The sequence below is a fragment of the Arthrobacter sp. C2 genome, assembly GCA_024207135.1.
Lineage (GTDB): Bacteria > Actinomycetota > Actinomycetes > Actinomycetales > Micrococcaceae > Paeniglutamicibacter.
This window is the reverse complement of record CP042428.1, coordinates 3246153-3266802: the sequence shown is the minus strand read 5'-3', so window position 1 is coordinate 3266802 and position 20650 is coordinate 3246153. Positions and strand designations below refer to the sequence as shown.

The 20650-nt window shown below is 66.7% G+C and carries 21 protein-coding genes and 3 tRNA genes; 9 read left to right on the top strand and 15 right to left on the bottom strand.

The window, feature by feature from the left end:
- The first annotated feature begins 29 nt into the window (after nucleotides 1-29).
- Complete coding sequence (locus FPY90_RS15165; protein ID WP_071214606.1) at nucleotides 30-734, top strand: peptidyl-tRNA hydrolase; 705 nt, start codon at nucleotides 30-32, stop codon at nucleotides 732-734.
- On the opposite strand, the gene FPY90_RS15160 is transcribed toward FPY90_RS15165, so the two are convergent.
- On the bottom strand, nucleotides 721-1863 hold the full coding sequence (locus tag FPY90_RS15160; protein WP_286135365.1) for an acyl-CoA dehydrogenase family protein: 1143 nt from the start codon (nucleotides 1861-1863) through the stop codon (nucleotides 721-723). The genes FPY90_RS15165 and FPY90_RS15160 overlap by 14 nt on opposite strands.
- A gap of 228 nt (nucleotides 1864-2091) precedes the next feature.
- Between FPY90_RS15160 and FPY90_RS15155 the strand changes: the two genes are divergently transcribed.
- Nucleotides 2092-3807 (top strand): AMP-binding protein, encoded by a 1716-nt coding sequence (locus FPY90_RS15155; RefSeq protein WP_071214605.1) that lies wholly within the window; start codon nucleotides 2092-2094, stop codon nucleotides 3805-3807.
- A gap of 52 nt (nucleotides 3808-3859) precedes the next feature.
- Nucleotides 3860-4384: a MarR family winged helix-turn-helix transcriptional regulator gene (locus tag FPY90_RS15150; protein WP_139194814.1), complete on the top strand. Its 525-nt coding sequence runs from the start codon at nucleotides 3860-3862 to the stop codon at nucleotides 4382-4384.
- A gap of 66 nt (nucleotides 4385-4450) precedes the next feature.
- Here FPY90_RS15150 and FPY90_RS15145 read toward each other — a convergent pair whose 3' ends face one another.
- From FPY90_RS15145 to FPY90_RS15120, 6 genes are all read right to left on the bottom strand, one after another.
- Complete coding sequence (locus FPY90_RS15145) at nucleotides 4451-5179, bottom strand: ABC transporter ATP-binding protein (protein WP_071214603.1); 729 nt, start codon at nucleotides 5177-5179, stop codon at nucleotides 4451-4453.
- Between the two features lie 63 nt (nucleotides 5180-5242).
- Nucleotides 5243-6358, bottom strand: a complete 1116-nt coding sequence (locus FPY90_RS15140; protein WP_498681861.1) for an ABC transporter permease — start codon at nucleotides 6356-6358, stop codon at nucleotides 5243-5245.
- Between the two features lie 138 nt (nucleotides 6359-6496).
- A complete protein-coding gene (locus tag FPY90_RS15135) occupies nucleotides 6497-7312 on the bottom strand; it encodes an MBL fold metallo-hydrolase (RefSeq protein WP_071214601.1) in 816 nt (271 codons plus the stop codon).
- A 58-nt stretch (nucleotides 7313-7370) separates the two neighbouring features.
- Nucleotides 7371-8297, bottom strand: a complete 927-nt coding sequence (gene mmsB / locus FPY90_RS15130; RefSeq protein ID WP_071214600.1) for a 3-hydroxyisobutyrate dehydrogenase — start codon at nucleotides 8295-8297, stop codon at nucleotides 7371-7373.
- Nucleotides 8294-9382 (bottom strand): enoyl-CoA hydratase/isomerase family protein, encoded by a 1089-nt coding sequence (locus tag FPY90_RS15125; RefSeq protein WP_071214599.1) that lies wholly within the window; start codon nucleotides 9380-9382, stop codon nucleotides 8294-8296. Before FPY90_RS15125 ends, mmsB begins: the two co-directional genes overlap by 4 nt.
- 4 nt (nucleotides 9383-9386) lie before the next feature.
- A complete protein-coding gene (locus FPY90_RS15120; RefSeq protein ID WP_071214598.1) occupies nucleotides 9387-10886 on the bottom strand; it encodes a CoA-acylating methylmalonate-semialdehyde dehydrogenase in 1500 nt (499 codons plus the stop codon).
- A 179-nt stretch (nucleotides 10887-11065) separates the two neighbouring features.
- Between FPY90_RS15120 and FPY90_RS15115 the strand changes: the two genes are divergently transcribed.
- From FPY90_RS15115 to FPY90_RS15105, 3 genes are all read left to right on the top strand, one after another.
- Nucleotides 11066-11869 carry an exodeoxyribonuclease III gene (locus FPY90_RS15115; RefSeq protein ID WP_071214597.1) on the top strand — a complete coding sequence of 268 codons (804 nt, stop codon included), beginning with the start codon at nucleotides 11066-11068 and terminating at the stop codon, nucleotides 11867-11869.
- Nucleotides 11870-11872: 3 nt separating this feature from the next.
- Nucleotides 11873-12724 (top strand): DUF8083 family protein, encoded by an 852-nt coding sequence (locus tag FPY90_RS15110; RefSeq protein WP_071214596.1) that lies wholly within the window; start codon nucleotides 11873-11875, stop codon nucleotides 12722-12724.
- 152 nt (nucleotides 12725-12876) lie between these two features.
- Nucleotides 12877-13878, top strand: a complete 1002-nt coding sequence (locus FPY90_RS15105; RefSeq protein ID WP_139194813.1) for a YdcF family protein — start codon at nucleotides 12877-12879, stop codon at nucleotides 13876-13878.
- 9 nt (nucleotides 13879-13887) lie between these two features.
- On the opposite strand, the gene FPY90_RS15100 is transcribed toward FPY90_RS15105, so the two are convergent.
- From FPY90_RS15100 to FPY90_RS15065, 8 genes are all read right to left on the bottom strand, one after another.
- A complete protein-coding gene (locus tag FPY90_RS15100) occupies nucleotides 13888-14472 on the bottom strand; it encodes an Asp23/Gls24 family envelope stress response protein (RefSeq protein ID WP_498681856.1) in 585 nt (194 codons plus the stop codon).
- A 26-nt stretch (nucleotides 14473-14498) separates the two neighbouring features.
- Nucleotides 14499-15074, bottom strand: a complete 576-nt coding sequence (locus FPY90_RS15095; RefSeq protein WP_498681854.1) for a hypothetical protein — start codon at nucleotides 15072-15074, stop codon at nucleotides 14499-14501.
- Nucleotides 15074-15436: a hypothetical protein gene (locus FPY90_RS15090; RefSeq protein WP_071214592.1), complete on the bottom strand. Its 363-nt coding sequence runs from the start codon at nucleotides 15434-15436 to the stop codon at nucleotides 15074-15076. The genes FPY90_RS15095 and FPY90_RS15090 overlap by 1 nt, the downstream gene beginning before the upstream one ends.
- Entirely contained in the window at nucleotides 15433-15624 is a 192-nt protein-coding gene (locus FPY90_RS15085) for a hypothetical protein (protein WP_071214591.1), read from the bottom strand. The genes FPY90_RS15090 and FPY90_RS15085 overlap by 4 nt, the downstream gene beginning before the upstream one ends.
- Nucleotides 15621-16058: an Asp23/Gls24 family envelope stress response protein gene (locus FPY90_RS15080; protein WP_071214590.1), complete on the bottom strand. Its 438-nt coding sequence runs from the start codon at nucleotides 16056-16058 to the stop codon at nucleotides 15621-15623. Before FPY90_RS15080 ends, FPY90_RS15085 begins: the two co-directional genes overlap by 4 nt.
- 236 nt (nucleotides 16059-16294) lie before the next feature.
- Nucleotides 16295-16370: transfer RNA gene (locus FPY90_RS15075), tRNA-Phe, on the bottom strand.
- 56 nt (nucleotides 16371-16426) lie between these two features.
- A tRNA-Asp gene (locus FPY90_RS15070) sits at nucleotides 16427-16500 on the bottom strand.
- A gap of 80 nt (nucleotides 16501-16580) precedes the next feature.
- Nucleotides 16581-16653: transfer RNA gene (locus FPY90_RS15065), tRNA-Glu, on the bottom strand.
- 183 nt (nucleotides 16654-16836) lie between these two features.
- Between FPY90_RS15065 and FPY90_RS15060 the strand changes: the two genes are divergently transcribed.
- The 3 genes from FPY90_RS15060 (at nucleotide 16837) to FPY90_RS15050 (ending at nucleotide 20588) form a co-directional block, all read left to right on the top strand.
- On the top strand, nucleotides 16837-17208 hold the full coding sequence (locus tag FPY90_RS15060; RefSeq protein ID WP_498681850.1) for a metallopeptidase family protein: 372 nt from the start codon (nucleotides 16837-16839) through the stop codon (nucleotides 17206-17208).
- 355 nt (nucleotides 17209-17563) lie between these two features.
- A complete protein-coding gene (locus FPY90_RS15055) occupies nucleotides 17564-18676 on the top strand; it encodes a C40 family peptidase (RefSeq protein ID WP_498681848.1) in 1113 nt (370 codons plus the stop codon).
- A gap of 280 nt (nucleotides 18677-18956) precedes the next feature.
- Nucleotides 18957-20588, top strand: coding sequence for an NlpC/P60 family protein (locus FPY90_RS15050; RefSeq protein WP_498681847.1), 1632 nt, complete (start codon nucleotides 18957-18959; stop codon nucleotides 20586-20588).
- Nucleotides 20589-20650 lie beyond the last annotated feature (62 nt).

The following is a 20650-nucleotide window of genomic DNA, read 5'->3' as shown; positions in this document are numbered from 1 at the left end:
GACCCTTGACTTCGCAACGGATTGAGCCAGTGGAAAACACGGCGAACGACCCGGCATCGAGCCCCGACCCCGCCGAGGCCGAAACTCCGACAGAAGAATTTCCGGAGCCAACCGGCGAGCTGGTCCAGCCAATCATCTTGCTGGTGGACCGCGAGGAACCCTGTCCGGAGGACGAGGGCATTGCCGTGGCGGCATTGGCCTCGGTCAGCGCGCTGCTGGCCAATCCCCGACACCCGTATTGGCGACCCTGGGCGCAGGGCGCCTTTGCCAAGAGCGTCCGCCGGGCGGACGCCAAGATGTTTGCCAAGGTTGCCGGTGAGTTCCCTGCCCATGTCATGGCCGAGGTCGGGTCCGCTCGGGCCATGGGGTTTGCCCCGATGCAGGCCGACTCGCTGCCCAAGCGCCTGGCCAAGCTCCAGGTCTCGGGAACCACGCTGCCGCCGGGCGAGCCGATGGATTCCACGACGGTGCGCATTGCGCTGAACGATTCGCTGGGGATGAGCACCGGGAAGGCCGCCGCCCAGGCGGCCCACGCCCTGTTCGCCTGGGTCCTGGAGGGAAACCCGGAGGAGCTGGACGCCTGGCGGGACTCCGGCTGCCCGTTGTCGATCCAGCGGCTGGACGCCAAGGCATTCCGGAAGAACGCCCGCGCGGCAGGCGGTCCGGTGATCCATGATGCCGGCCGGACCGAGATCACCCCGGGGTCGGCTACCGCCTTCGTCAGTGTGGGTTGACGAACGCCGAGTGTCCGGTGACGGCCCGGCCAACGATCAATGAATTGATCTCGTAGGTTCCTTCGTAGGTGTAGAGGATCTCCACGTCCCCGAAGAGCTTGGCCATCTCGTAGTCGCTGGTGACGCCGTTGCCTCCCAGCAGCGCGCGGCCCTTGGCTGCCGATTCGCGGGCCAGGCGGGTGGTGGTCGACTTCGCCATGGCGGCCTGGACCATTTCGAGTTGCCCGGTTCCCTGGATCCTTGCCACGTCCGCCATGAGGGAAAGGCTGGCCATGGCGTTGCCCAGGATTTCCGCCAGCGGCAGCTGCACCAGTTGGAACCCGGCAATGGGCGATCCGAACTGCGTGCGCGCCAGCGCATAGTCGCGCGCGATGTCGAAAATCCCCAGTTGCACGCCGGCCGCCTGCCAGCCGACCCAGGCCCGCGAATGCTTCAGCAGTTCGTTGGCCGCAGCGAAGTTCTTGGCCCCCGGAAGCCTGTTGCCTTCGGGCACCCGCACCGAGTCCAGCGTGATGTCGGCGTTCTGCATGATCCGCAGGCCGATCTTGTTGCTGATCTTGGTGGTGCTGAACCCGGGGCGGTCCGATTCGACGATGAAGGCCTTGATCTCGTTGTCCGTGGTGTCCCTGGCCCAGACCAGGGAAAAGTCCGCCATGGAGGCCGCACCGATCCAGCGCTTGGCGCCGCTGATGACCCATTCATCGCCCTCGCGGGTGGCGGTGGTGGACAGTCCCCCGGCGATGTCCGAACCGTGGTCGGGCTCGGTCAGGGCGAAGGCGCCCAGCGCGCTGAAACGGGCCAGTGCGGGCAGCCAGGTCGTTTTTTGCTCCGGCGACCCCAATGCCTCGATCATGCCGACGATCAATTCGTTGTGGATGCCGATCAGGGCCGAGAGTGAAACATCCGCGCGGGCGGCCTCGACGTACACAAGTCCCTTGAACAGTTCGCTGCTGCCTTCAAGTTCGATTCCCCCAAGGCCGTATTCGGCCATCTCGCGCAGCAGGTGGTGCGGGAATTCCTCGCGGTTCCAGTAGTCGAGGGATTCGGGACGCACCCGTTCCTGCAGGAAGGCGCGGATGCCCCGCAAGCGGGTTCGTTCGCCCGGTTCCAGCAGCTGCCAAATGTGCATCAAGTCCACATCGGGAAACGGCAGCTCCTTGGCGTACGGCTCGTGGCCGGTTTCGGTGAGTGATGTGCAGGTCTCGCTCAGTGGCATGAGAGGGGTTACTCCTGGTCCGGTGAAATGGTTGGCTCGATGTTTGCAAGCCCTTCCAAACGCTTGGATATCAAAGTATATTTGCAAGTGATCCGAATCACTAGGGCTTCCTACTAATTGGGGCCCGACGAAAGGACGGCAATGACCGTAACCGAAGAATTCCGTGCGGCCCGCGATCGGCTCCTGGAGCTGCGCACCGACTACGCCGGCGCCCTGGCGGAGTTCCGCTGGCCGGAGTTCACCGAGTTCAACTTCGGTCTCGACTGGTTCGATGCGGTCGCCAGGGATCCCGCCCGTGTCGACTCCAATGCCCTGGTCATTGTCGAGAAGGACGGCTCCTCGACCCGCCGCACCTGGGCCGAGCTCTCGGCCCGCTCAGGCCAGGTCGCCAACTGGATGCGCTCGATCGGTATGAAGCGCGGCGAAAAGATGATCGTCATGCTGGGGAACCGCGTGGAACTCTGGGAAATCATGCTCGCCGGCATCAAGCTCGGCATGGTCATGATCCCCACCACCACGCAAATGACCCCCGCGGACCTGCAGGACCGGGTCGATCGCGGCGAGGCACGCTGGGCATTGGCCGGAACCGGGGACACCCAAAAATTCGGCAAGCTCACCGGCACCTTCACGGTCATCCACGTCGATGGCAACGCACCGTCCGGCGCCCTCGACTACACCGAAAGCTCCGGTCACCCGACGGAATTCGTTCCCGAGGTTCCCACCCGGGCCGACGAAACCCTGCTGCTGTATTTCACCTCCGGCACCACCTCCAAGGCCAAGCTGGTTGAGCACACCCACACCTCCTATCCGGTCGGCCACCTGAGCACGATGTTCTGGATCGGGCTGGAACCAGGGGACGTGCACCTGAATGTCGCGTCCCCTGGCTGGGCCAAGCACGCCTGGAGCAACTTCTTCGCCCCCTGGATCGCCGAGGCGACCGTCTTCCTCTACAACTACGACCGCTTCGACGCCAAGGCGCTCATGGCCCAGATGGACGCCGAATCCGTCACGAGCTTCTGTGCGCCTCCCACGGTGTGGCGCCTGCTCATCCAAGCCGACCTCACGGCACTGAAGAACCCTCCCGCCAAGCTCGTCTCGGCCGGCGAGCCGCTGAACGCCGAGGTCATCGACCAGGTCAACCGCGCCTGGGGGCAAACGATCCGCGACGGTTTCGGGCAAACCGAAACCACCGTGCAGATCGCCAACCCACCGGGGCTGCCGATCAAGATCGGCGCCATGGGCCGCCCCATGCCCGGCTACGACGTGGTCCTCATCGACCCCGCCACGGGGGAAGCCGGCAGCGAGGGGGAAATCTGCCTGCGGCTGGATCCGCGCCCGCTGGGGCTGATGAAGTCGTACTACGGGGACGCGGAAAAGACCGCGGAGGCCTTCCGCGACGGCGTTTACCACACCGGGGACATGGCCGAGATGGATGAACAGGGCGTCATCACCTATGTGGGGCGCGGGGATGACGTATTCAAGTCCAGCGACTACAGGCTCAGCCCCTTCGAGCTCGAGTCGGTGCTGATCCAGCACCCCGCGGTGGCCGAGGCAGCGGTGGTCCCGTCCCCCGATGCGCTGCGGCTCTCCGTCCCCAAGGCGTTCGTTGTCGCCGCCGAGGGGTACGCGCCCTCGGCGGAACTGGCGGAAAGCATCCTGCGCCATTGCCGGGAAAACCTGGCACCCTACAAGCGGATCCGCCGCCTGGAGTTCGCCGATCTTCCCAAGACCATCTCCGGGAAGATCCGCCGGGTGGAGCTGCGGCGCAACGAAGTGGCACGCCACGAAGACTCCGGCGGCCTTGAGACCCAGGGCCTCGAGTACCGCGACGACGATTTCCCGTCCCTGAAATCCTGATCCCCACGTGGGCTTGGATATGCTGGGGCACGAGTTCTATCCGGAGGGAAAATTGAGCCAGCCACTATCGCGCGACCCGATCTTGGAAGCGCAACGCAATTGGGAACGCCACGGGTGGCAGGACGTCGCCGAGCCCATGGCGGCGATCACCGCCCTGATGCGGACGCAACAGATCCTTTTGCAGCGCGCCGAAACGGTGCTCAAGCCCTTCGGACTCACCTTCGCCCGCTACGAGATGCTCGCCCTGCTCAGCTTCACCCGCGACGGCGCGCTGGCCATGAACAGGGCCAGCGCGCTGCTCCAGGTCCATGCCACTTCCGTGACCAACGCCGTGGACCGTCTGGAGCGCGCCGGGCTGGTGGCCCGCACCAAGCACCCCACCGACAAGCGCACCACGCTCATCGCTCTGTCCCCTCAGGGCCGCGAGCTGGCCGCTGCCGCCACGAGGGAACTGAACGCCACGGTCTTCGCCGACTCGGGTTTTTCGGACCGGGACATCTCCACCTTGATCAGGATCTTCTCCAAGTTCCGCCGGGATGCCGGGGACTTTGCGTCGGAGGCTCCCGGCCCCGAGTAAGCAGGATTGCCCCTTGCTCCTCGTTCGCGTCCCCGCATTGACGGGGGGTCGAAGGCTCTCCCGCGCCTAGACACCGACGAGCTCGGAGGCGCCCAGCACGCCGTCGCGCATGGTGGCCACCGAATCGGTGAGCGAGATGAATTCGGTGTCGTGCGTGACCATGACCGTCGCAACCGAGAATTCGCGGGTCACCTCGGCCAGCAGCCGCACGATCGATTCGCTGCGTGCATGGTCCAGCGCCGCGGTGGGCTCGTCGACCAGCAGCACCTTCGGGGAGCCCATCAGGGCACGGGCAATGTTCACGCGCTGGCGCTGTCCGCCGGAGAGCTGGTGCGGGCGCTTCGTGGCGCTGTCTTCCAGCCCCACGACTTCAAGCAGTTCCAGGGCACGGGCCTTGGCGGGCTTCAGGGGCTTGCCGCGCAGGTGGTCGGAGATCATCAGCTGCTCGAGGGCGGTCAGCGAGGCCAGCAGGTTGGGCTGCTGGAAGATGATGCCCACCTTCTCGCGGCGCAGCGTGGTCATTTCAGTGTCGTTAAGGTCGCTGGCGGTGGTGCCGTCGATAATGACCAGCCCGCTGGTGGGACGGATCAGGGTTGCGGCGACGGCCAGCAGCGAGGACTTGCCGGAGCCCGAGGGGCCGATCAGCGAGAGCATCTGTCCGCCTCCCACACCCAGGTTCACCGAGTCCAGCGCCTTGATGGTGCCCTGGCCATCCGGGTATTGAAGGGTCAGGTCGATCAGTTGCAGGGGCATGGTGGTGGTTGCGGCAGGCCGGGTTGGTTCTGGGGTGGTCATGGGATTCCTTTGCGCGGGAGATTCAGGGGAAACGTTGGTGGGCGGTGCCGGGGCTGCGCGGTGCTAGTTGCCGCCGAGGGCAATGAGCGCGTCGACCTTGGTGACGCGGGAGACGGCGAGCGCGGCCCCGGCCAGGCCGAGCAGCACGACCCCGGCGATGGGCAGCAGCGTGGTAGCGGGGGTCAGCAGGAAGGGTGCGGCCTTGGCGGCGAAGGTGCCGCCGAGGATTCCGATGCCTCCGCCGATCCCGGCGCCGAGCAGCAGCACGATGATGGCCTGGGTGATGGCGTCCTTCAGCACGTAGCCGCCCGACCCACCCAGGGCCTTGAGCACCGCGATGTCGCGGGTGCGCTGCACGGTCCAGACCGTGAGGAAGGCCAGGATCACCAGGGCCGAGATGCCGTAGAGGAAGCCCTGCATCATCAGCAGCGAGCCGTTCTCGCTCTTGTAGGAGCCCAGCGCCGCGTAGGAGCCGGTGCGGGTGGTGCTGACGGTGGCCGCTGCGGCATTTGCGCCATCCGTGTCCACGGTGGCGCCGTCCTGGTTGGTGACGGCGATGACGGTTCCGACCTGCGTGCCCTGGCCCAGGTGCGCGAGCTTGGCCCACGAATCCAGGTCCGTGTAGAGGACCGAGGTGTGCGAGTACCAGTTGTCGGCGGCGATCCCGCCGACCACCAGGTCCACCCCGGCCATGGAGATGGTGTCGCCGATGCGCAGGGAGAGGTCCTTGGCGACCGAGTCGCCGATGACGACCTTCCCGGCCTCGAGGGGCAGCGGCGCCAACTCGCTGCCGTCCGGGAGGCCGAAGACCGCGACATTGGTGGTGCCGGTGCTGGTCTCGGAGCCGGCCGCGGATCCGGTCAGGCGGGTCTGGGTGATGCCGAGCGCCTGCGCCGAGGCGACGCCGGGGCGGTTGCCCCAGGCGCGCACCTGGTCGGCAGTGACCTGGCTTTCGGTGAAGGAGGCCTTGGGGTCGTTGCCGCTGGCGGCACCGAAGGCGATGGTGTCGACGGGCCGGGATTCGCTGCCGAGGTTTTTCAGCGCGGAGGTGGATTGGTTGCCCAGTCCCGCGGTGAGCCCGGAGAGCATGACCAGCAACAGCGTGATGAGGGCAACCACCGACCCCATGAGGGCGAAGCGGCCCTTGGCGAAGCGGATGTCGCGGATGGCAAGAAACACGGGCGGGGTTCGCTTTCAGTGGATGGAGCGGGGATCTTGCCGGCGGCAACCTCCCCCTTCTTATCTCCAATCCTCCGTTTTCCCGTGCCCGTGCACATCGACCATATGGTTGATCGGCCCGGGTTGGTTGATGGCGTCCTATTCGGGCATTTCCCCGCGCACCCACGCGATGTAGCGACGCAGCGTGCGTTCGACGGTGGTACGGGCGTCGGACTCCAAAACCCCGAAGGCGCTGTACAGCCGCTCGAATTCCAGCGGCATCACGGTGTCCAGGATCCGCTCGATGGTGCTCGCCGGCAGCGGGATGTTGTTGACGTAGCTGCGCATGGCGTTTGCCGATTTCCTGTCCCCGCCCACGGCGATGGTGTCCCCGGTGATCAGCACCCCGGCGCCGGCCTGGCCGGCCGGCCAGTGCACTACCGAACTGCCGGCAAAGTGGCCTCCGCATTGGTGCATCACCAGCCCGGGCAGCAGCTCGATGCTTCGCTCCCAGAGCTTGATGGCCGGATCGGGCCGCCGGATCCATGGTTCGTCGGCCCGCGCCACGTAGACCGGGGCATGGCCGAAGCGGTGGCTGTACTGGATCGAGGAACCGGTCAGGTGCGGGTGGCTCGAGGCGATGGCCGCCACCCCGCCGAGTTCCTCGATGCGCGCCGCTCCGGCCGCGTCGATGAAGCCGGGCGGTTCGAAGAGCAGGTTCCCGCCGGGCGTGTTCACCAACAGCCCGCGCTGCCCGATCCCCAGGCGCGGCGTCGTGGTGACGGCGTGGAGGCCGGGTTCCAGTTCCTTGACCACAAGCCGGTGGCCGGCGGCTTCGAGCTCGTCGCGGGTGGTCCAGGCCTGGCCGGTGGCTGGGACCCACTGGCGTTCGTCCTCGCAGATCGCACAGCGCTCCGGCGGCAGGGCGGTGTCCGGGTGTTCGATGGCGCAGGTCGAACAGGTGAAGATGGTCATCGCAGCTCCCTTCCGTGTCGGCTGCGGGCCGTGGGGCCCCGCCGGCGAACGTGCCCGGCTAGCCTTGCGAGCCGTCCCTGATGTCGGTGATGATGCCGGAGAAGTCGCGTCCGGCCCCGCCCTCGTCGGCGAACCTGCGGTAGATCTGCGCGGCGAGCGGGCCCAGTTGCGCGGCGACCCCCGCATGCTCGAGCGCGTTCAGCGCCAGGCCCAGGTCCTTGGCCATCAACGCCCCGGCAAACCCGGGAACGTAGTCGCGGTTCGCCGGGGAGGCCGGCACCGGGCCGGGGACCGGGCAGTTGGTGGTGACCGACCAGCATTGGCCCGAGGCCGTGGAGATCACGTCGAAGAGCGCCTGGTGGGTCAGCCCGAGCTTCTCGCCAAGGACGAAGGCCTCGGCCGCGCCGATCATGGAGATGCCCAGCAGCATGTTGTTGCAGATCTTCGCGGCCTGGCCGGCCCCGTGCCCGCCGCAATGCACCAGTTTCTTGCCCATAACCTGCAGCAGCGGGGTGATCTGTTCCAGGTCGGGGGCCTCGGCACCGATCATGAAGGTCAGCGTCCCGGCCTCGGCTCCGACCACTCCGCCGGAGACCGGGGCGTCGGCGGAGCGGTGCCCGGCGGACAGCGCGAGCTCCGCGGCCTCGCGGGCCTGGGCCACGTCGATGGTGGAGCAGTCCAGGAACAGGGTGTCGGGCCCGGCGACCTCGAGCAGGCCGGGTTCCCCGACGCCGCGGTAGGCGTCGAGCAGGATGTCGCCGGAGGGGAACATCGTCAACACGATGGCCGCACCGGTGGCGGCCTCGGCGGCGCTGGCGGCGCAGGGCACCCCGGCGGCGGTGGCGGCGTCCACGGCCGCGGGAACCACGTCGAAGCCAGCGACGTCGAATCCGGCCTTGATGAGGTTCACCGCCATGGGTTCGCCCATGTGCCCGAGTCCCAGGAATGCTATCTTGCCCGCGGAGGCGGGTGTTTTCTCGCTCATGTTCTTCCTCCGGTCATCGTCGTGTCGCTCGGCACGCGTGGGTTCAGTTTGAGTTCGCGGCTCCCCAGGGGGGCAAAGCTGGCTTCCACCAGCTCCCGGTCCACCTCGGCCAGGGTGGCGGGGTTCCACGCCGGGGCGTAGTCCTTGTCGATGACCTGGGCGCGGATGCCCTCGGGGAAATCGCGGGAGGCCAGGGCGCGCAGCCCCACCCGGTACTCCTGCTCCAGGGCCTCTTCGAGGGTTGCCAACTCCCCGGCCCGGCGCAGCGAGGCCAGGGTCAGCTTCAGCGCCGTCGGCGATTTCTTCGCCAGCGTCTCCACCGACATCCGGGCTTCCTCGTTGCCCGCGTCTGCCAGGACCGCCAGTGCGGCAACAATGGCTTCGACTTCGTCGTGCCCGTAGGCGACATCGAGCCAGGGGCGCCAGGATTCCAGCTGGGAGGCGGGGGCCGGCAGGATGAAGCCGGGCAGGAGATCAGCGACAGGGGCTTGCTCCAGGGCACTGAAGAGTTCCTCCGCACGGTTGAAGTCGATCAGGTGATCGGCCAGTCCCAGGTAGAGCACCTCGGCGGCGCCCAGGTGCTCCCCGGTCAGGGCTGCGTGGGTGCCGGTCTGCCCCGGGGCGCGGGAGAGCAGGTAGGTGCCCCCGACATCCGGGACGAATCCGATGGTGGTTTCCGGCATGCCGCTGCGTGTCCGGGTGGTGACCAGCCGGTGGCTGCCGTGGGCGGAGATGCCCACGCCGCCGCCCAGGACCAGCCCGTCCATGTAGGCGATGTAGGGCTTGGGATAGGCGTTGATCAGGGAGTTGAGCCGGTATTCGGTCGCCCAGAAGCCCGCGGTCTGCGTGCCGCCGGAGGCGATGTCGCGGTGGATCGCCACGATGTCGCCTCCGGCGCACAGCCCGCGCTCCCCGGCCCCGCGCACCAGCACCTGGTCCACCGCCGGGTCCTGCGCCCAGTCGGTAAGGGTCTCGAGCATGGCCTCGGCCATGAAGGCCGTCAGGGCATTGACCGCCCGCGGCCGGTTCAGCGTGATCACGCCCAGGGTGCCGCGCACCTCAAAGAGGACTTCGGGTTCGGCCATGGGACTAGCTGCCCTCCGGCATCACGAAGCTGGCACCCTGGCGGATGCCCGAGGGCCAGCGTGTGGTGACGGTCTTGGTCTTGGTGCAGAAGCGGAAGCCGTCGGACCCGTGCTCGCTCAGGTCCCCGAACCCGGAGGCCTTCCAGCCGCCGAAGGTGTAGTAGGCGATCGGCACCGGGATCGGCACGTTGACCCCGACCATGCCGACCTGCACGCGCGAGGAGAAGTTCCGCGCGGTGTCCCCGTCCCGGGTGAAGATGGACACGCCGTTGCCGTACCGGTGCTCGCTGGGCAGGCGCAGCGCCTCCTCGTAGTCCTTGGCGCGCACCACGCAGAGCACCGGCCCGAAGATCTCCTCCTGGTAGATCCTCATGTCCTCGGTGACGTTGTCAAAGAGCGTGGGACCGACCCAGAAGCCGTCCTCGTGCCCGGCCACGTTCAGCCCGCGGCCGTCGATCAGCAGCGAGGCGCCTTCGTCCACGCCGACCTGGATGTAGTCTTCGATGCGTTCCTTGGCGCTTTGGGCCACGACCGGGCCGAAGTCGGCGCTCTCGTCCATGCCGTCGCCGACCTTCAGCTTCCCGATGCGCTCCTTCAGCTTGGAGACCAGGGCATCGGCCGTGGCCTCGCCGACCGGGATGGCCACGGAGATGGCCATGCAGCGTTCGCCGGCGGACCCGAAGCCCGCGCCCATGAGGGCGTCGGCAACCATTTCCAGGTCCGCGTCCGGCATGATCACCAGGTGGTTCTTGGCCCCGCCGAAGCACTGGGCGCGCTTGCCGTGCGCGGCGGCGGAGGCATAGATGCTCTGGGCGATCGGGGTGGATCCGGTGAACCCGATGGCCTTCACGCGCGGGTCCTCGAGCAGCGTGTCCACCGCCTCCTTGTCGCCGTTGACGACGTTGAACACCCCGTCGGGCAGGCCGGCCTCGGTGAAGAGCTCGGCCAGGCGCAGCGGCACGGAGGGGTCGCGCTCGGAGGGCTTGAGGATGTAGGAGTTGCCCGAGGCCAGTGCCGGTCCGGCCTTCCACAGCGGGATCATGGCCGGGAAGTTGAACGGGGTGATTCCGGCGATCACGCCCAGGGGCTGGCGCATCGAGTGCACGTCGATGCCGGCTCCGGCGCTGTCGGAGAATTCGCCCTTGAGCAGGGACGGGGCCGCGGCGCAGAACTCGATGACCTCGAGCCCGCGCTGGATGTCACCCTTGGAGTCGGGGAAGGTCTTGCCGTGCTCGCTGGTCAGCAGTGCTGCCAGCTCGTCCATGTTCGCGTAGACGAGCTCGACAAACTTGTTCAGGATGCGGGCCCGGCGTTGCGGGTTCACCTGTCCCCATTCGACCTGGGCCGCCTCGGCCACGGCGATCGCGGCGCGTACCTCGTCGGCCGAGGCCAGCGGAAGCTTCGATTGCACGGCCCCGGTGGAGGGGTTGTACACGTCGGAGAAACGCCCGGAGGTTCCGGCGACGTGGGCGCCGCCCACGTAGTGGGTCAGTTCACGAGTCATGTGATTGATGCTCCTTCGGCAAGAACTTGCGAAAAACGCGGCAACGTCCTGTGATGCGCACCACGCCCTGTACCCAAAAATATACTCGGACTTCCTACTAAATTGCTAGGGGCGGGGCGCCCCGCCGATTGCTGGTTCCCAAACCTGACCGAGTGCACCGAAGTTGATAGGTTGGGAGGGTGAAGATTGCTACTTGGAATGTGAACTCCCTCCGTGCCCGTGCCGACCGCGTCGAGGACTGGCTGCGCCGCAGCGACGTCGACGTCCTGGCCATCCAGGAAACCAAGTGCAAGGACGAGAACTTCCCCTGGGAACTGTTCGAGAACAACGACTACGAGGTGGCCCACTTCGGATTCAGCCAGTGGAACGGCGTGGCCATCGCCTCCCGCGTGGGCCTTGAAGACGTCGAACGCACCTTCGTGGAGCAGCCGGCCTTCGGCAAGGGGGGCAAGGACCCCGTGCAGGAGGCCCGCGCCATCGGCGCCACCTGCGGCGGGGTGCGCATCTGGAGCCTGTACGTGCCCAACGGCCGCGCCTTGGACGACGAGCACATGCCCTACAAGCTCTCCTGGCTCGACACGCTGAACAAGCAGGCGGCGGGCTGGCTCGGGCAGGACCCCGAGGCGCAGGTCGCCTTGATGGGCGATTTCAACATCGCCCCGCGCGACGAGGACGTCTGGGACATCGGCTTCTTCCACGAGAACAACCTCACCCATGTCTCGGCCCCGGAGCGTGCCGCCTTCGAGGCTTTCCTGGAGACCGGGTTCGTCGACGTGGTCCGCCCGCGCACCGACACCCCCAAGACCTACACCTACTGGGACTACACGCAGCTGCGCTTCCCGAAGAACGAGGGCATGCGGATCGACTTCACCCTGGCCTCCCCCGCGCTGGCCGCGCGTGTCGTCGACGCGCAGATCGACCGCGAGGAACGCAAGGGCAAGGGCGCCTCGGACCACGTCCCGGTGATCGTGGAGCTGGACTAGGCCATGGCGCAGGCAAGTGGTTCCAGTCGGCGAGCCCTCCCGCCGACCTCCTACCTGCGCGTCTTCGAGCCCCTGCGTGCCTTTTCGGATGCCGACCAGCTGGTGGCCGTGGCCACCGGCCGGGTGAACCGCGAGGCACTGGAGGATGCCAGCGCGGCCGCGGCGCTGGCGCGACTGACCCGCCCGGCCTCCGACCCGTTCCCGCACCACCACACCGAGGTCTTCCGCAGGCTTGTCACCACCTCCTGGGACGGCGCCGTCAACACCCTGTACTGCCCGGACCAGCTGGCCACGCGCACCATCCTGGCCTCGGAACAGCTCGACGGTTCCATGCGCCCGCAGCTGCTGGAATTGCTGGTGCCCAGCGCCGCCCGGGCGGCCAACGCCGCGCGCGTGGACCGGCAGCGCTTCACCGACGACCTGGCCCACCTGCACACCCGCACCGCGACCTGGGGCATCCCCTTCGGCTGGTTGATCCTGGTGCACGAGGACGACGAGGTGGATGTCATCGAGGACGGGGAGGAATTGCTCTCCAGCCGGATCTACACCCCGCTGCACCAGGCCCTGGACCGCGTCCGCTATGCCGCGGCCACCCTGGCGATCCACGCGCCGGAGATGGACTTGCTCGACGAGCTCGCGGCCCTGAGCGAATGGCTGCAGCTCTTCGACAAGGAATCGGTGGTTGAACTCGACTACGGGCGCATTGCCACCTTGGTGTGGCCGGATGATTCCCCGCACGACCTGCGCCTGGGCATCGAGTCGCTGGCCGAATCCGACATGACCGGGGCCGCGGCCTCCTACCGCAGGCTCTCCAACCGCTGGCTGGCGGTCCGCCAGCTCGCCCGGGCCAACTAGCCGGGCCCTCAACGGCTCGCCCCTGCCATGCGTGCGCCATGGCGTTCGCCGAAGGACCCCTGGTCACCGCTAAGCGTCCCCCGGCCCTCGAGTGGGTGCCGGCGCCGGAGCGCGATGGCCCGGTGCTGCTATCCGGTTGATAGTCTCAAGTGGTGACGTTGATCCCGGCCCTTCTGCTCTTTGCCCTGTACTTCTACCTGCGCCGCCGGGATCGCCGGATGCTGCGCAACGGCGTGGTCCTGGTGGCCGCCTGCTATCTGCTGCTGCTCGAGGCGGGCAACCTGGTTTCACGCTGGGTTCCCGGTGCGTCCTATGTTTTCCTGGCCTTGCTGGCCGTGGCCCCGTTGGCAGTGCTGGCGCTGGCCGCCGCCCTGATCCACAACGGCGTGGTGATGTTCCGCTCCGAGGGCAGGCGATTGGGCAACATGGTCTCCCTGCTGCTGGGCCTGCTGCTGATTGCCCTGCCGATCCTGGCGGTGGCCCTGGTGCTCACGCTCAGCCCCCTGGCAATCGGGCTGGCGGCGCTGCTCTTTTTCCTGTGCAGCTACTTCGGCGTGGTGTTCGTCGTGTTCCTGGCGTACGCCATCGCCTACGGGCGCATGCCGTTCCGCGAAACGCCGCAGGGAATCGTGGTGCTGGGCTCCCGGCTGATCGACGGCGAAGTTCCCCCGCTGCTGCGCAGCCGCCTGGACAGGGCCCTGCAGATCTACCGCGACACCTCGCCGAGGCCGCTGCTGATTCCCTCCGGCGGGCAGGGACACGACGAGCCGCGCCCCGAGGGAGTTGCCATGGGCGAGTACCTGGTGGCCGCCGGGGCGGCTCCGGGGGATGTCATGGTGGAGGGCAAGTCAGTGAACACCGAGGAAAACCTGCTGCTCTCCTCGGAGCTGTTTGCGGAGTCAGGCCGCAGCGGCCCGCTGCTGGCGGTGACCAACAACTACCACGTGCTGCGCGCGGCCCTGCTGGCCCGCAGGCTGCGGATCGACGCCGAGGTGGTGGGTGCCCCCACCGCCAGGTACTACCTGCCCAGCGCCTTCCTGCGCGAATACGTGGCGGTGCTGGTGGAGCACAAGTGGCTGCATGCGCTGCTGTGCCTGCCCTTCATGGGGTTCACCGCCGTGCTGGTCATGGCGGTCATCGCCAACCAGCGCTGACACCACCGGTCACAAGACGCGTTCGGACCGCGCAAAGCGGGAGCGCGTGCCCACCACCAGGTAGATGAGCACGGGCCCGCCAACGCCCAGGGCGGCCTGGGCGAGCCGCGCCGCGGTGGCGACATCCCTGCCCAGCGCCCCCGGGGCGGTTCCCTTGCGGGGCTGGACCTTGATGCGCAGCCCGGCCTCGGGACCCAACTCCCACACACTGACGTTGATCGAGACCACGTCGCCGCGCCGGCCCAGGAAGTGGCGCAGCGCCTGTTCCACGGTGCTCTGGGAGATTTCCACCCGGCCGGGCATGGACTCATCGGGAATGTACGTGGACAGGTAGTCGCCGCCCCGGCCCCTGCCCTGGACGGCAATCCACCACAGCATCACCAGGATGGCACAAATCAGCAAGGCGGCCACCACGATCCACAGCCAGGAGTCCTTTTGGCCCGGCAAGGTGGTCTCGGCCAGCATCGCGTCGAACCACGCGCCGAGACCCGAGGCCACGTTCCGCCATCCGCGGGCGTAGCCCTCGGAGATCGCGACCAGCAGCGCGTTCAGGCCGCCGGCCAGCAGCAGCAGGCCCAACAAGGACAGGACCATCCTGTTGAGAAGTCTCGGGGTCCGGTTCATTGCCCGACCACCCCGCGTTCGGCAACCCGCAGGTAGACCCTCGGAGCCGGTTCCACCAGGTTCAGCCGCAGCTCGTCCTCCAGGCCGGCAACGACCGCAGCCGGGTTGACCGGGGTGCCCGATGTCGGGCTGAGCTGCACCTCGACGCGTTCGCCGTTCACCGTGACCAGCACCTGCCCCGGGCCGACGCCGGCTTCCGCCCGTGCCCGGCGGGCCAGCGAGGCGGCCAACACCTGGTCGTCGACAATGAGGATTGCATCCTCACAGGCCAGGGCGTGCCGTGCGCGCCTTCCGCGGCGCAGCCCGTGCACCAGAAGCAGCAGGCCAAACAGGGCCGAGGCCAGTCCGATGGCCGCCAGCCCGGCAGGCGGCAGGCTCCCAGGAAGGGTGGAAAGCCAGAGCCACCAGGTTTCCGGGGTGGCCACCAGAGGCTCCTGCCCCAGGGCCTTGAGTGCCGCTTCAAAGAGGGCATAAAGGCACACCAGGATGACCAACGCGGCCGCGGCGATCGCTGCGGGAGAGCGCCCGCTGGTCAACTCGCGCTCACGGATTCCCCCTGGCTGCTCCGGCATCAGTGTCTCCCCTGGGTCTGGTCCACGATGCCGGTGACGCGCACATCCACTCGGCTGACCAGGGAACCGGTAAGTGCGGTGAATTGCTCGCCGATGCCCGCGCGCTTCTCGCGCACCCGGCCAAGCACCGTGCCGCGGGCCATGCCGCCGGCATCCGTGAGCGGCACGGGCAGCTGGATGAACAAGGCCAGGTATCCGGCGTCGTCACGCAGGAACGCCCTCACCAGGGACGGATCGACACCAAAGGCATCGGCCGCCACCGCACGCGCCGTGCCGGCCAGCGCCTGGGCGCTGACCCTGGTGTAGCCCGCGCGCGGGGGAACCCCCGGATCGCGCAGCGTGGCAGGGGGCTGCTGGCTCATGACGAGGATCGTCGACCGGTCAGCGCGTCCCGGATCGCACGCATGTCGACCCGTCCGCCGGCAACCCGGGCAGCCAAGGCGCCGATCGCCATGAACAGAGCCATGAGCAGGAACCCGCCCAGACCGTGGGCCAGCGCCGCCCAGGCCAAGATGGCTCCCAGGAGCGCACCAATCAGTGTGGGTTTCATGCCTGTTCCTCCACAGTCGCATCGCGACGTTTCTCGGATCCCGCAACGGAGACGGGAATGTGGACATCGCCGATTTCGATATTGACCTCAATGACCTCGAAGTCGGTTAGGTCCTGGACGGCATTGAATACCGCTTCACGCACCGCGCCGGCCAGGTCGTGCAGGCGGACCCCGTAGTTCGCCGTGAGCACCAGGTCGATGGCAACTTGCCGGGTCCCCACTTGGACGCTGACCCCGTGGGCCGGCTCCTGGGGCGATCCCACCGCACCGCGCAGGGCACCCAACGCCCGCGAGGTGCCCAATCCCAGGGAATGCACTCCCGGAATTGCGCGGGCCGCGGCGGCTGCAACCTTTGCCACGGCAAGGTCGGTGATTCTTGTGGTTCCGCTGGCTTCCGTTTCGGGCAGGTTGTGCACCGTCAGTTCATGATCCACGGTTCCGGTCCTCTCTGCGCTCGCCACACGGCACTCGGCGTACGTCCCCAGCCTACAACTGAACGTGACGCATATCGCAAGAATTGTCAGGTGGGCAGGGACTCCGCCGCTCTCGGGGCCGGATACGGGGCAGACATACATTTGTGCCTCTAGGCCTACAAGCTGTCAGCAGCGGGCGTCGCTGGCCGCGATTCTTGTTAAAGCAAAAACCCCCTTGTTTCCAAGAGGGTTTTAGATGGTGGCTCCGACCGGCGTCGATCCGGTGACCTTTCGATTTTCAGTCGAACGCTCTACCAACTGAGCTACAGAGCCTGGCATCATCAGGCAAGATGATCACCGAGATCCTCCGGCGAACCAGAAAACCAAAGCGACCCTGACGGGACTTGAACCCGCGACCTCCGCCGTGACAGGGCGGCGCGCTAACCAACTGCGCTACAGGGCCTTACTCGCGAAGTCTCCCTCGCTCACAAGACAAGAACTCTACCAGAGCTTTTCGCTCGTGCAAAATCCGCATTTCATGCGTACCCCCAACGGGATTCGAACCCGTGCCGCTGCCGTGAAAGGGCAGTGTCCTAGGCCGCTAGACGATGGGGGCCAGGAACCTCTACCGTGAATTTCTCCGCAGCAGTGGACTCAAACAACTATAGAGGTAAATTTCCCGCCGCGCAAAACGAACCGATCGAGAGCGCAAGATGCGACCCGCATCACCCTGATTTCGACGTCCCACCTCACCAAACCGCTTGCCCCGCCGGGAGTTGCGCTCGGTAGAGTGCAAAGCATGGGGTACGAAATGACCGACGATGAATTTGAGCTTGTGGCCGAGCGCGCCCTGGACGAGATCCCGAAGGCCCTGCTTTCGATGATGGAAAACGTCGCCATCTTCATCGAGGACGCATACAAGCCGTTGCCGGGCGAAGACCCTGGAACCAAACTACTTGGCCTCTATGAGGGGACGGCCCTGACCGAGCGTGACTCGGGATGGGGCGCCGGGGCGATGCCGGACCGCATCACGATCTTCAAGGATGCAATCCTGGAAATATGCTCCTCGGAAAAGCAGGTGGTCGAAGAGGTTGGCATCACGATCGTTCACGAAATCGCCCACCACTTCGGCATCGACGATGATCGGCTGCACGAGCTCGGTTGGGGCTGACGGGCGGTTTCGCTCGAAAAATTTCCTGCGGCTTTCCCCGACCTCGGCCCGTTGACGCATCGCCCCCGGCCAGCCCGGCGTTTCGGCAATCCGCAATGTAACGAAACGGTCTCGGAAATCGCCCATAATCACCGCTTCTCGCTAGGCGGGGCTCGACAAACCCCAAAAGCTCCCGCATTATCGTTATGCATTCGTTGCATAAGCCACCCCCACACACTCCCACCTTCATCTTGGGGATGCAGTACAGCCCGTGACCATTTTCGCTAATTGACCCCGGCAGGCCCATCCTGCTTCGGGTTGCCCGGCCACGAATCAAGCACCTGGTTGGACTGCAAGGCGGTTAGGAACCCCCTTCATGTCCATCCTCAAAAGCGTGGTCGTCGTGACCAGCGCAGCACTCATTGCCTCCGGCGCGCTGACCGCCAGCAGTGCACCGGCACCAGCTGCCGGCCGGACCACACAGCTCCACGCTGCGGCCCCCGAACAGCTCAATCCGGGCCTGCTGGCCGCCATCACCAAGTCCATGGCAGCCGCCCAGCTCTCCCCCGCGAAGACCACAGAGGCCCTTGAGAAGCAGCTGGCCACCGTCCGCGCGGCCCTCCAAGACGCCGAGGCGGCAACACTTGAGGCCACGGAGAACGCCGTGGCCGCGGAAGAGGCCGCCACGCAAGACCGGACCACCGCAGCTTCCCTGGCCGGAACCTCCCTGGCAACCCTGGGCCGGAGCCAGGCCCTGGTCCAGCAGCTGGAGTCCGCGAGGCTCGCCCACACCGCCCAGCGGCTCTTCGACCAGGCCGAGCTGCGGCTCAATGCCAAGCACGAGGATCTGGTGGAGGCGTCCGCGGCGCTGCGCAAGACCTCGGTTGCCCGAGAAAGTGCGCGGCTTGCCAGGGTGTCCGAATCCCGCGAGGAGGCCGAACTCATCGCCGCGCTGGAGGACTCCGAATCCGACGTCGCCGAACCGGTGAATGATCCGGCGCTGGATCCAGAGACGCTCGAAAGCACCCAGGTGGCCGTCGGCGCGCTCGGCACCGCCTCCGTGGCCACCGCCGCTATCCAGGTTCCCACCAAAAAAATGACGCGGACGGCCCGAATCAAGAAGTCCGTCGAGTGGGCCAAGAAAATCGCCAAGAACAACAAGTACAAGTACCGCTATGGCGCCACCGGCCCGCGGTACTTCGATTGCTCCGGCTACGTGGGCAAGGCATTTGCGCAGGCCGGGAAGAAGCTCAAGCGCACCTCCAGCGCCCAGTACCAGGCGGCGCCCAAGAAGGTGAAGCTGTCGAAGCTGAAGAAGGGTGACCTGGTGTTCTGGTCGTCCAACCGCGGCCGGTCCTTCTACCATGTGGCCATGTACGTCGGAAACGGCAAGATCGCCCATGCCCGCAACCCAAAGGCCGGTATTTCCGTAACCAGGTTGAATTATGCGGGCATGCGCAATATCTACAAGTACGCAGGCCGCTACTGATCGGAACCGCTTGGCGGCGTCCGGCGACACCCCGCACTGACCTTGGACAACATGGCTTCGGTGCGGGGCGTTGTCTCGGAATGGCCTGCATATTAAGGTCGAATTAAGGAATAATTACACCGTTGTAATTGAAGTTATTGATGTGGCTGCTGTTGCCAGTGTGAATAGGTATCCCATAGGGTGCTATAGGAAGCAGCGATCAGGCCGCACCGTTCAGGCCGTATTTCTCGCATTGGTTGCGAGACTTGCAAACCGATCGCGCGGTAAGGATCAACACGGCATGGCAATCAGGGAAACACTGGGCGTCGCCGCCTGCTCAATTGCATTGGCAGCCACGTGCTTTACTGGCGGACTCCCCGCCGCAGCGGCAACGCTGAACGCAGCAAGCACCATCGGTATCGCAGCACAGCCCCACACCGTGGGCACCGCGCTGCCTACCCAAGCCCAGCTGGAAGCAGCCAAGTCGGATCCCGAGGCCCTCAGCGCCATGGTCGATCAGCTTGAATCCGAAATCGAATCAGGCCGCCAGCGCATCATCACCGCCGAGGCCGCCGCCTTGGACGCCCAGGACATCCTGCTGGATGCGGACCAGCTCGTGGCCGAACGCACCCAAGCGGCCGACGAAGCCAAGACCGAGGCAGAGAAGGCCACCGAGTTCCTGCTTTCGAGCAAAAAGGATGTCGGGGCACTGGCCTCGGACCTGTACCGCAACGGCGGCGTCAACCCCGGCGTGGTGACCCTGCTGGAGGACAGCAAGGACAACGACGTCCTGTACAAGGCCTCCACCTTGGACGCCCTGAGCGCCAACCGCACCATGGCAGTGAGCAATGCCGAGGACGCAGCAGCACTGTGGACGGCGTGGCAGGACTATGCAGCGGCGGCCGCGGAAGCCGCCGACGAGGCCACCGCCGCCCAGCGCACCGCGGCTGCCGAGGCCACCACCACTCTTTCCAGCTACCAGGATTCCATCGCGCCGCAGGAACAGCTCCGTGAGCAGCTCATTGGGCAGCTGGCCTTCCTGCACGAGGTCGACGCGGCCAAGGAAGCCGAGCGCATTGCCGCCAAGGAAGCGGCGGCCGAAGCCAAGAAGCTCCAGGAGCTGATGGACAACGCGCCGCAGGCCAAGCCGATGGAGATCCGGCAAAGCAAGGCGCCTGAGGTCAAGCCTCTTGCCGCCCCGCCGAAGGTTCCCACCGAGCGCCCGCAGGGGCAAACCCTGGTCCCCAAGGCCTCGGTGCCCAAGGCCCCCCAGCTGACCGTCGCGGTTCCGCCCAAGGCCCCCGAGTCGACCCCTGCCCCGAAGCCCGAGACGACGCAGGCACCCAAACCAACCCCCAAGCCCAAGGAAACGGCCAAGCCCAAACCCGAGGCGACGCAGGCACCCAAGCCGGCTCCCAAGCCCAAGGAGACGGCCAAGCCCGAAGCGCCCAAGGAAACGGCCAAGCCGAAGCCGAAGCCACCAACAATCGCTCCGCAGGCCCCGAAGGAATCGATCAAGCCCAAGCCCGAGCCCGAGGCTTCGGCACCGCAGTCGTCACGCAACTACAACGCCGCCTTCGCCTGGGGCCGCATGATCGCCAATGACGAATCCAAGCAGTACAGGTACGGCGCCAACGGCCCGGACTTCTACGACTGTTCGTCATTCACGCAGGCGGCCTATTCCAAGTCGGGAATCAGCCTGCCCCGGAGCTCCTCGCAGCAGTACGCCGCGGCCCCGACCAAGGTGCCCATCAGCCAGCTGCGCCGGGGTGACCTGGTGTTCTCTTCGTCCAACGGCGGCAATTCGTTCTACCACGTCGCCATCTACCTGGGCGACGGACAGGTCCTGCATGCACGCAACCCCAACAGCGGCATCTCCGTGACCCCGCTGAGCTGGGTCAACAACCTGCATCCCTACGCGGGACGCTACTAGGCACGAAGCAAGCCGGCCCACCATGAGTGAGGGCGCTGCAACCCTTGGTTGCAGCGCCCTCA